This is a genomic window from Actinomadura sp. NPDC048032 (assembly GCF_040653175.1).
GTDB lineage: Bacteria > Actinomycetota > Actinomycetes > Streptosporangiales > Streptosporangiaceae > Spirillospora > Spirillospora verrucosospora.
Map to the genome: position 1 here is coordinate 25,116 of NZ_JBEZJP010000039.1, position 7,269 is coordinate 32,384.

Annotated in this window: 9 protein-coding genes and 1 tRNA gene; 5 read left to right on the forward strand and 5 right to left on the reverse strand. The window is 70.9% G+C overall.

Annotated features, from left to right (window positions below):
* Positions 1-70: 70 nt before the first annotated feature.
* Complete coding sequence (locus AB0C69_RS08410) at positions 71-1,015, forward strand: DMT family transporter (protein WP_360351395.1); 945 nt, start codon at positions 71-73, stop codon at positions 1,013-1,015.
* 71 nt (positions 1,016-1,086) lie between these two features.
* On the opposite strand, the gene AB0C69_RS08415 is transcribed toward AB0C69_RS08410, so the two are convergent.
* Positions 1,087-2,772 carry a M64 family metallopeptidase gene (locus tag AB0C69_RS08415; protein WP_360351398.1) on the reverse strand — a complete coding sequence of 562 codons (1,686 nt, stop codon included), beginning with the start codon at positions 2,770-2,772 and terminating at the stop codon, positions 1,087-1,089.
* Between AB0C69_RS08415 and AB0C69_RS08420 the strand changes: the two genes are divergently transcribed.
* Positions 2,762-2,956, forward strand: coding sequence for a hypothetical protein (locus tag AB0C69_RS08420; protein ID WP_360351401.1), 195 nt, complete (start codon positions 2,762-2,764; stop codon positions 2,954-2,956). The two genes, AB0C69_RS08415 and AB0C69_RS08420, sit on opposite strands and share 11 nt — an antisense overlap.
* A gap of 46 nt (positions 2,957-3,002) precedes the next feature.
* Here the strand turns inward: AB0C69_RS08420 and AB0C69_RS08425 are convergent, their stop codons facing one another.
* Positions 3,003-3,794 (reverse strand): SDR family NAD(P)-dependent oxidoreductase, encoded by a 792-nt coding sequence (locus AB0C69_RS08425; RefSeq protein WP_360351404.1) that lies wholly within the window; start codon positions 3,792-3,794, stop codon positions 3,003-3,005.
* A gap of 17 nt (positions 3,795-3,811) precedes the next feature.
* Complete coding sequence (locus AB0C69_RS08430; RefSeq protein WP_345182837.1) at positions 3,812-4,021, reverse strand: hypothetical protein; 210 nt, start codon at positions 4,019-4,021, stop codon at positions 3,812-3,814.
* A 219-nt stretch (positions 4,022-4,240) separates the two neighbouring features.
* Between AB0C69_RS08430 and AB0C69_RS08435 the strand changes: the two genes are divergently transcribed.
* Both AB0C69_RS08435 and AB0C69_RS08440 read left to right on the forward strand, forming a co-directional pair.
* A complete protein-coding gene (locus AB0C69_RS08435) occupies positions 4,241-4,360 on the forward strand; it encodes a DLW-39 family protein (protein WP_345182838.1) in 120 nt (39 codons plus the stop codon).
* Between the two features lie 22 nt (positions 4,361-4,382).
* Positions 4,383-5,087, forward strand: coding sequence for an HAD-IA family hydrolase (locus AB0C69_RS08440; RefSeq protein WP_345182839.1), 705 nt, complete (start codon positions 4,383-4,385; stop codon positions 5,085-5,087).
* A gap of 243 nt (positions 5,088-5,330) precedes the next feature.
* Here AB0C69_RS08440 and AB0C69_RS08445 read toward each other — a convergent pair whose 3' ends face one another.
* Positions 5,331-6,257, reverse strand: coding sequence for an LLM class flavin-dependent oxidoreductase (locus AB0C69_RS08445; protein ID WP_360351409.1), 927 nt, complete (start codon positions 6,255-6,257; stop codon positions 5,331-5,333).
* A gap of 270 nt (positions 6,258-6,527) precedes the next feature.
* On the opposite strand from AB0C69_RS08445, the gene AB0C69_RS08450 reads away from it, so the two are divergent.
* Positions 6,528-6,600, forward strand: a tRNA-Ala gene (locus AB0C69_RS08450).
* A gap of 52 nt (positions 6,601-6,652) precedes the next feature.
* Here the strand turns inward: AB0C69_RS08450 and AB0C69_RS08455 are convergent.
* Positions 6,653-6,910, reverse strand: a complete 258-nt coding sequence (locus AB0C69_RS08455; RefSeq protein ID WP_360351412.1) for a hypothetical protein — start codon at positions 6,908-6,910, stop codon at positions 6,653-6,655.
* Positions 6,911-7,269: the final 359 nt, after the last annotated feature.

Consider the following 7,269-nt stretch of genomic DNA (forward strand, 5'->3'; position numbering starts at 1 on the left):
GAACGCGCCCGCTCCGCGCAGGTCCCGGGGCGGAGGCGGCCCCGGCGGGCGGTCGAGAACGGAGGTCGGGTTGAGTCGCCGCGGCTGGATGCTGTTCGCGCTGATGAGCGTGCTGTGGGGCATCCCCTATCTGTTGATCAAGGTGGCGGTCGAGAGCGTCTCGGTCCCCATGGTGGTGTTCGCGCGCACCGCGCTGGGCGTGCTCGTCCTGCTGCCGCTGGCGCTCAGGGCCGGGCGGCTGGACGTGGTCCGCCGCCACTGGCGCCCGCTCCTGCTGTTCACCGCGGTGGAGATCCTCGGGCCGTGGGCGCTGCTGTCGGACGCCGAGAACCGGCTGACCAGCTCCATGACGGGCCTGCTCATCGCCGCCGTCCCGATCATCGGCGTGGTGCTCGCCAGGCTCACCGGGGACGCCGAGCGGCTCGGGCCCCTCCGGTGGGCGGGCCTGCTGGTCGGCCTGGCCGGCGTCGGGGTGCTCGCCGGACCGCACCTCGGCGGCGGCAGCGCGTGGGCGATCGGCGAGGTCATGCTGGTCGCGGTCGGGTACGCGATCGCCCCGATGATCGCCACCCGGCGGCTCCAGGACCTTCCGAGCCTGCACATGGCCGCGTTCTCGCTGGCCATCGCCGCGCTCGTCTACACCGGCCCGGCGATCGCCACCTGGCCGAGCGCCATGCCCGACGGGCGGGTCCTCGCCGCGCTCGTCGCCCTCGGCCTGGTCTGCACGGCGCTGGCGTTCATCGTCTTCTTCGAGCTCATCCGGGAGGTGGGGACGTCCCGGGGCATGGTGTTCACGTACGTGAACCCGGCCGTGGCGGTCGCGGCCGGCGTCGTGTTCCTGGGGGAGCCGCTCAGCGGGACGATCATCGCGTCGTTCGTGCTGATCCTCGGCGGCTCCGTCCTCGCCACCGCGCGCCGCTCCCCCGCGGCCGCACCGGTGCCCCCGCCTGACGGCAGCACCGCCGCACCCGAACCGGCCATGAAGCCCGCGCCGGAACCCGCGCCCGAACGCTGACCCCACGGCCCTGCCCCCGAGTCACAGCGGTCCGGGACCGGTGCGAGGAGGGGCAGGGCTGGTGCCGGGGCTCAGCGGAGGGTGGCGATGAACTTGCCCGCCTTGCCGACGTTCCCCGCGGGGTCGATCGCGCGGTACTCGATGGTGTGGCGGCCCTTACCGAGCTTGCCGTAGGTGAGGCTGTCGATGACCGTGCCGTTCTCGGTGAACCGCCAGGGAGAGGACGAGTCGGTCGGCCAGCCGAAGTAGTTGAACCAACCGTCGCCGTCCACGCGGAACTCGGAGACCACCACGCCTGGACGGTCGTCCGCGCCGGTGAGCCGCATGGTGAAGGGACCGTCGAAGACGTACTCGGGCGTCCGACCAGGACGAACCTGGCTCTGCGCCGCCTTGGACAGTTCGTACGCGACGACCGGCGCCTGCGCGTCGATCGTCCATGTGCGGGTGTTGGAGCCGACCCGAGCGACCAGCGTGTGCGTGCCCTTCGCCAAGCGGAACCGTCCGAGATCGATGTCTCGGTCGCCGCCCCGTACGGGGCGCCCGTCCAGTACCCACTTCACCTTGGGTGTGCTCTGCACCGGGTGGGTCGTCTCCACGTAGACGACGGAATCGCTTCCTACCGGTGTCTCCGTGGGCGTGGACGAACTGAAGTCGACAGGCACGTTCTCAGGCGGAGTGCTCACGCCGGTGTCGACCGTCCATGTGCGCACCTGCGTGAGCGCGGCGGACGACCGGATCGCCGGGTCCCGGACGAAGCCGGTGGGATCGGTGACAGTGGCCTTGACCGTGTGCGTGCCCTTCCTCAGGTGCAGCCTGGCCAGGTCGAGGTTCGCGCCGTGCCCGACGGTCTTCCCGTCGACCGTCCATGCAACGGACAGAGGATGGCCGGTCGGATGCATCGTTTCGACCCACAGCACACGGTCGTCGCCCACCGGTGCGTTCGTGGGCGTGTTCGCCTGGACGAGGTTGACCTTGCCTGAGATCCGCTGGGTCATCCGTTCACGCGCGACCTGGTCGTAGTAGTAGCCGAGCGTTTTCATCATCGAGTGCTGGCTCGGCCTCCACACGCCCTTACCTGAGTAGAGGCCACCTTCGTACCGCCCGATGGTGCCCCCGGACTCGCTGCGTTCCCCGAGCCACCGCCACCACTTCTGCTTCTGTGCCTTCATCTCCTCCTCGGTCAGAAGCGTGTGATGGATGGAGGCGGGCTCAGGGCCGGTGTACGTCCCACCAGGGACGCCTCGCTGGTAGTAGTCGTACTCGTCGTCCAGCCCACCTAGCGAGTGGCCGAGTTCGTGCGGTGCGATGAGAGCCGACATGGCGTTCCCACCGGACGCCGTCGCGTAGGCGCCCCCTGCACCGCCATAGGTGTCGCTGTTCGCGAGCGCGAGGATCTGACGGTTTCCTACAGTCGTGCCTTGGACGAGATCTGCATACGTCTTGGCGGCCGCAGAGTTCATGACGAGAAGGCGCTGAATGCCGTCCTGTCTACAGCCGCTCCAGAAGGCCATGCTCAAGGGCGTCGTGCGCCGCGGTGATGACAGCGCCGGGTCACAGCTCACGCCGGACTCGCCGGACGGGATTTCCACCGCGTACACGTTGATGTAGCTGCGATACGACTTGAACGGCTCGATCGTCCACAGGTCGTTGAGGTGCTTGGCGAGGTGCGCGCGGAACTTCGGCATGTCCGCCGCCGTGTAGCCGTCACCCAGCACCACGAGATTGAAGCGCTTCGCGGGATCGCCGGTGACCTGCACCGGCACCACGGTCGCGTCCGCGGGTTCCGCCGCCCGCGCGGGCACCGACACCAGCGACAGGACGGCCGCGGCCGCCGCCCCGATCACGATTTTCCTGCCCGTCCGCATGGCGCAGACCCTCCTCGCGCGGGGGCGCGCGGCGGGCGGGATAGGGCCCGGCCGCTGCGCCGGCTCGTCCCGCTGATCAAGCGGGCCCGTCCGGATTATCGCTGGAAGATCCAGATTTGTCGCTACCGCTTGCCGCGCTGTCCGTCCGCGAGGCCCCGCGAGATCCGGTGCCCGCCCGCGCGCCGCTGCACGGCCGCCGACAGGACGGGCGCGACCCCGCCGATCCGCGCGCCGATCCTCAGCCCGAGCGGCGCCACGTCGATCTCCGCGATGTCGCGCTCGACGGCCCGGACGGTCGCGCGCGCCACGTCCCGGGGCGACCGCGTCCCGATCCCCTTGGGCAGGGTCACGCCCGCTTCGGCGAACATGCCCGCGTCCCGGATGAAGCCGGGGAAGACCGTCGAGACACCGACGCCGTGCGGGCGCAGATCCTCGCGCAACGCCAGGGCGAACCCCCGCATACCGAACTTCGTCGCGTTGTAGAGGGACGCGTGCCCCGACGCCGTCTTGCCGGCCAGCGACGAAACGAAGACCAGGTGGCCGCGGCCACGATCGGCCATCTGCGCTGCGGCGAGCTTCGCCATCACGATCGGCGCACGCAGGTTCACGTCCAGCGCCCGGTCGATCTCCCCGATCGAGTACCCCGAGAGCAGCCCGGACGCCGGCAGCGCCGCATTCGCGACCAGCACGTCCACCCGGCCCGCCTCGTCCAGGAGGCTCTCGGCCGCCGCCCGGTCCGCGAGGTCGGCGACGATGGCGCGGCCGCCGAGCCGCTCGGCCAGCGGTTCCAGGACGTCGGCCCGGCGGCCCGTCAGCACCAGCCGGGCGCCGCGACCGGCGAGGGCCCTCGCCAGCGCCTGGCCGATCCCGCCGGTCGCGCCGGTCAGCAGGACGTTCGCTCCGCGCAGATCCATCCCGCGATGATGGCGGATCACATTCCGATGCGCCACAGCAGAAGAATGATCGACGAGAGCACCAGCCCGGCGGTGCCGAGCGGCACGTCGCCCCACGCGATCACGGCCGCGCACGCCGTGGCGGTCAGCCCCGCGACCAGCACCAGACCGCGCCCCCCGGACGGACGCTCGTCGGGCACGTCCGGCTCCAGTTCGCGCTCCCAGCGCCGGAAGTCGTCTTCTGCCATCCGCACTCCCGAAGGTCTCCACCCGGATTATGCGGCCGTTCCGGCGTTCCGACGAGAGCATGAAATGCGAGGCTTTTTCGAATGTCTCGTCCGGGGAGGGGCCCTTCGGTGCTGATCGCCCGGCCGTGGTTGCTAGGCTGCGGAGAGCCTGGGGGAGGCAGACTCTGATCAGCCGTCCCCGGTTTCTGACTTGATAGTCGAAGGTGAAGGGGTCCCACCGTGAAGAAGCTTCTCGTCCTCGCCGTCGTCGCCCTCGGTGGCTTCGCCGTCTGGCGCAAGCTCCAGCAGGACCGCGCCGAGCTGGACCTGTGGACCGAGGCCACGTCGTCCGACAGCTGACACGCCGGCGACAGGCCCCGGCGTGAACGAAGCAGAGCCGATCACCGTCGCCTGCCTCGATCTCGCCGGGACCACCGTCGCGGACGGCGACACCGTCGAGTGCGCCTTCGCCGAGGCGATCGCCACCCTGGGGATCGTCTCCGGCACGGCGTCCTACGGCCGTGCCCTCGCCCGCTTCCGTGACGCGCGCGGCGGATCGAAGATCGGCATCTTCCGCTCGCTCTTCGACGAACCCCGCGCCCGGGCCGCGCATCTGGCGTTCGAGCGGTCCTACCACGACCTCATCGACCGGCGCGGCCTCACACCCGTACCCGGCGCCGACGACGCCCTCGCACGGCTGCGCGGCGCCGGTGTCCGCGTGTGCCTGCTCACCGGCTTCGGCCGCGGCACGCAGGCCCGCGTCCTCGACGCCCTCGGCTGGTGGGACCGCGCCGACCTGACCCTCTGCCCCGAGGACGTCCCGCGCGGCCGGCCGTGGCCCGACCTCGTCCTGACCGCGGCCCTGCGCCTCGGCGTGGACGACGTCCGCCACATCGCCGTCTGTGGTGACACGGCGGGCGACATGCTCTGCGGCCGCCGCTCCGGGGCGTCCGTCGTCGCCGGCGTCCTCACCGGCGCCCACGACCACGACCGCCTCCTCGCCGCCGGCGCCACCCACGTCCTTCCCTCGGTCGCGGCCCTCCCCGACCTCATCCTCCGCACCCCGGCCAACGCCGACCACGGATAACCCCGTAGGCGCGGAACCCAGCCGCCGAGGTCGTGCCCGGCGGGGGCCTCCAGCATCCAGCGGGATCCACGGCGAGCCGGGAGTCGCATCTCGCAGCGAGAAGCGACAGCCAACGACGGACGCACCCGCCCGAGCGACTAACGGAAGCCGACGCCCGTTCGTTGGCCACCGCGGATGCGCTTCGCGACTGGCCCCGACCGCCCGACCGCAGCGCCTGTTCGGTTCATTCGACAGCCGAAAGGGCTAGCGCGAGCTCAGCAATGGGCGCACGGTCGTGGCGATGCGTTCCACCTGGTCGAGCTGGGCGTCGAGGGACGGCGCGGCGATGCGGAAGACGAGGTGCTCCGCGCCCGCCTCCAGGTACCGAGCCAACGTGGCGGCCACATGTTCGGCCGGGCCCGCGACGATCGCCTGGATCGTCCGCACCGTTTCGTACGGCAGGCCGTAGGTTGATCGGCAGTAAGCGTCGAGCTGCCGTTCCACGCCCGCGTCATCGCTGATCAGCACGGTGACGAACAACGCCGGCGTGACCGCGTCCTCAGGACGGCCCGCCGACCGCACCGTCGCGAGGCCCGCCCGGTAGTCGGCGGGATCGGGCGGGTAGGGCAACCATCCGTCGTAGAGCCGCCCGGCACGCTCCAGCGCCGAGGGGCTCGCGCCGGCCAGCCAGATCGGCGGCCCGCCCGGCCGGTAGGAGGGTGTGGATTCAGGCAGCTCGTCGAAGTGCAGCACCTTGCCCTGGAACGCACGCTCGCCCGACCACAACGCCCGCCACAGGGCCACTGTGTCGTCCAACCGTCCGAAACGGCGCTCCCACGGCACGCCGGACACGGCGTACTCGATCTCCGACCTGCCGGGGAAACCCGCACCCACGGCGACGATCAGGCGTCCCGCGGACAGATGGTCGATGGAGGCCAGCGTCTGAGCCGCCACCACCGGCCGGCGGAAGGCGGGCAGGAGAGCGGCCGTCCCCAGCGTGACGCGTTCGGTCGCCGATGAGAGGGCGGCGAGCATGGCCAGCGGTTCGATCCGCGCACCGAGCAGAGTGTCGTTGGCCCAGACCGAGTCATAGCCGAGGCGTTCGGCCCGGACGGCGAAATCGACCAGCTGGCGGGCGTCATCCCACCGAGCCCGGTCGGTAGGGAGCAAGATCCCGAGTCTCGTGTCCATGGGAAGGAGCGTGGCCTCTACCAGGAGTGACGACAATTCCCTCGAAGGCATGAACCACTCGACACGGGGCGGACGGGGAGCGAGACGTCTCTCCTGGCCGACGCATCCACGGCATCGCCCCACGGACCGACCCGCGCCCCGCCGAGGACGAGTAGCCTCGGCGAGGCCTCAGCGCCCGCCCAGCCTCGAAAGCCTGCGCTCCGCCTACGGTGTACGATCGTCACCGGTCACGCCATCGAGCGTCACCGCAGGTCAAGTAACACAAGACCAGGGGCCTTAGCTCAGTTGGTAGAGCACCGGCTTTGCAAGCCGGGTGTCAGGGGTTCGAATCCCCTAGGCTCCACACACGAATAAGCCCAGGTCGGACGCCATGTCCTGACCTGGGCTCTCGTCTCTCACGATCGCTTCTTTCGCTTCCGTGCCCGTTGCGTGCCCGATTGCTTCGTCTTCTTGAGTTCGGCCTTGGCCATCGCACTCAAGGTGTCCGCGATCTCCCGGTGCCGCTCGTCCGTCGCGTGCAGGTAGATCATGGCCGCACGGTCGCTCGCGTGCCCCATGCGCTCCGGTAGCGTCGCCTCCACGATCGCAGCGAGCGTGTTGCCCGTGTGCCGCAGGTCATGGGAGTGCAGGTTCGGGAGCCCGAGCGTTTCCACGGCCAGAGGCCACCGGGACGCCCGCCGGAAGTTACCCCGCCGCAGTACTCCGCCATTCGGCCCGTGAAGACGAGCGCCGACGGATCATCGGGGATGTGTGCCCGCAGGTGCTCCCGGACCAAGGGGAGGCGGCGCTCAGGCCGCTGTGCGGCCCCGCGCCAGGCCGCCTGGAGCGTGCGGCGTGGGTGCCGGTCACCGGACGAACGCGCCGGGCCGCGCGCCGTGCCACCGCTCCCCTTCCGCAAGTCGCCGGCGGCCGAGGGGGTCGCGCCGCCACTTGGCCGTAAACCTCGCCCTCAAGGAGCGGCCGAAGTTGATCTGGTGCGGCGGCACCGCGGTCCCGCGGACGATCGACTTCC